The organism is Nostoc sp. KVJ20 (assembly GCF_001712795.1).
Lineage (GTDB): Bacteria > Cyanobacteriota > Cyanobacteriia > Cyanobacteriales > Nostocaceae > Nostoc.
Genome location: NZ_KV757823.1, coordinates 1 through 2,547 on the forward strand (window position 1 = coordinate 1; position 2,547 = coordinate 2,547).

The 2,547-nt window shown below is 43.2% G+C and carries 1 protein-coding gene; it reads right to left on the reverse strand.

Features of this window, described 5'->3' with window-relative positions; translation table 11 throughout:
* Nucleotides 1–366: 366 nt before the first annotated feature.
* Nucleotides 367–2,250 carry an SUMF1/EgtB/PvdO family nonheme iron enzyme gene (locus A4S05_RS37910; RefSeq protein WP_069074875.1) on the reverse strand — a complete coding sequence of 628 codons (1,884 nt, stop codon included), beginning with the start codon at nt 2,248–2,250 and terminating at the stop codon, nt 367–369.
* Nucleotides 2,251–2,547 lie beyond the last annotated feature (297 nt).

A 2,547-nucleotide genomic window follows, 5' to 3' on the forward strand; every position in this document is an offset into this window, starting at 1 on the left:
CCCCTACCCTTGAAAGCTTAATCCCCCCTTGTAAAGGGGGGAAACTGGAAAATCTTGTTCCCTCCCCTTTGCAAGGGGAGGGTTAGGGTGGGGTAATTCGAGGACTGGTAGTAATTCGATAACTTGTGTGTACACCGTAGCTAAAAAAGGGGGCAAAGTCTCTAAAAGTCCCGCAATTTATCGGGGTATTTAGGGGATCTAAAACGTTTTGCTACCGACCAGAGGACTTTTAAAACATCCTCTAAGATTAATTCTCTCTATAATTCAACCTTTGATTTTCAAAAAAATTAGATCGTTCCGCTCCGCTACACTCAAAAAGGGTAAAGAGAATAAGAGCAAAGGGCAAAAGAGCTAAAGTATAAAGGGCTAAAGAGTCCTCCCAACCGCGCAGACAACACGAAAACCAAAAGCGTTGAAGAAGTTGCCGCGCTCCGCCCTATTGCCGTTGTTGCGGGACGCACAACGGCAGTACTTAGGATTGCTGAACCAGGAACCGCCCCGCAGTATTTGATATTGATTATCATTATTTATCCATGCACTTCCATCTCTAGGCGCTCCTTTATAGCTGTCATGCCAATTATCTTGACACCACTCCCAAACATTCCCATGCATATCGTATAATCCAAAGCCGTTGGGTGGAAAACTGCCTACTTCTGTTGTTTCTCCACGCTTTTTCCCTTTTGGCTCAGAAGCGTAAGTAGAATTTCCATTGAAGTTAGCTAACTCAGTTGTAATCGTCTCGCCAAAGTAAAAGGGTGTATTTGTGCTTGCACGACAGGCATATTCCCATTCCGCTTCACTTGGTAGACGATATTGCTTATTTGTATATTTGGAGAGGCTAGAGAGGCGATCGCAAAATTCAACTGCATCGTTCCAAGATACTTGCTCTACTGGTCGTTTATCTCCTTTAAATTTAGATGAGTCTGCTTTCAGGTCACAGTTAACTTTGGGTAGTGCTGCTACTCTTATCCATTGCCCTTGGGTAACTGGATATTTACCCATGAAGAATGATTGAACCGTTACTTCGTGCTGAGGTTTTTCTCTTCTAAACGCATCCCAACTGAATTTTTGCACAAGCCTTTCTATCTCTTCATCTTCTGTACCCATCAGGAATGTGCCATCGGGGATATACACCATTTCTAAGCTGACACCATTTCCTAAGTCTTCGGTGAAATATTCGGCTTTGCCTCTATCTCGTTTCACCTCTTGACCACTTGCATTTACCTTCACTATCTCAAACTGAAAAACCTGTAGTTCACTTTGATGTCCTGTAGGTGCTGGTTCAGAAACTCCTGACCTCCCGCCGTTTGGTAAAGGTTCAGGACTTTTTGGAGGTGCAGAAGACTCTCCTTGTCGCTGGAAAATTCTAGAAAATGCTTCAATTGCTTGCATATCAGAACCCCTAGCAGCCACATTCACGCGAATCCATAATTGCTTGGCTAATTCCCAATCTCCTTTAACTTCAGCTTCATAAGCATCGATTTTTATCTGGGTAATATCAGCTAGGGTGGCATAGTCGGGCAACAAAATTAAGTGTAATTTGGTAGCTGGTTCGGCTGTAGCATAAGGATGTTGTGGATTTTTCTGGTGGGTTTGATTGATTGTGGGTACTGTGGATTGTAAATATCTGTCCAATCTTTCTACTGTGGCGCAGTTTCCTGCACCTGCTATCCTCAACCCGTCTAACAACGCCTGCGTAAATGAGCCGTGTTGCAATTGGTCAATTTCATAAGACTTTTGACTGGGACTGCAAGAGTAAAAGGTGACTACTCCCTGATGTTCTTTACCAATACCCTTTCCTTCCCTGCTTCCTTGATCGCGGCAAGCATCTAAAAACAACACTACATTATCTGCTCCACTACGGCGCAATCTTTGGGTAACATAATCAACAGGGATTGCCGTATGTTCTACATCCCCTGGATCGCTATCCATCAGCATGAGATAGTCACGGTCAGCTTCACGACAACCGTGACCAGCAAAGAAAAACCAGAGATTATCCCCTGGTGCTAATAGTGGTTTTTCAAAGTTTGCCCTTAAGAACCGCCGCAAATTACCGTAAGTAGCCTGAGTGGGAATGGGTGGAGAAGTCTTAATTGGGGGAGAATCTTCTGTAAACAAAAATACTTTGTCAAACCGCACTTCCTTTTGAAACCAATCGCGCATAGCTTCGGCATCTAGTTTGGCGTAGTTTAGGTGCTGAAGATTGTTGTAGTGGTTAATGCCGATCGCGATCGCCCAATTTTTAGCCATTTCTGCGTTCGTATTGACTAATTTGTTCTTCTTTATTGCAAGTTTACGTGTTGCTACTGAATAATAGTAATACACTGTCATGCAGTTTATAGTCTGAAACTAAAAAAATTGCCTGACATAACTAAACCTCAAATTGTCGTCAGAGTTCCCCCTTATCTTCTAGAAAAGCTCAACAATTACGCTCAACATTCAGTTCTCTCACTTAGCATTACTCAACGCGTCACCCCACCCTAACCCTCCCCTTGTAAAGGCTATCCATTACCCGGATCTTTCTCAACAAAACGTAAAAATACTTAA

What these genes read in the sequence shown, in the direction of transcription:
- A4S05_RS37910 (WP_069074875.1), bottom strand. Translation starts at nt 2,250, where the DNA reads ATGGCTAAAAATTGGGCGATCGCGATCGGCATTAACCACTACAACAAT.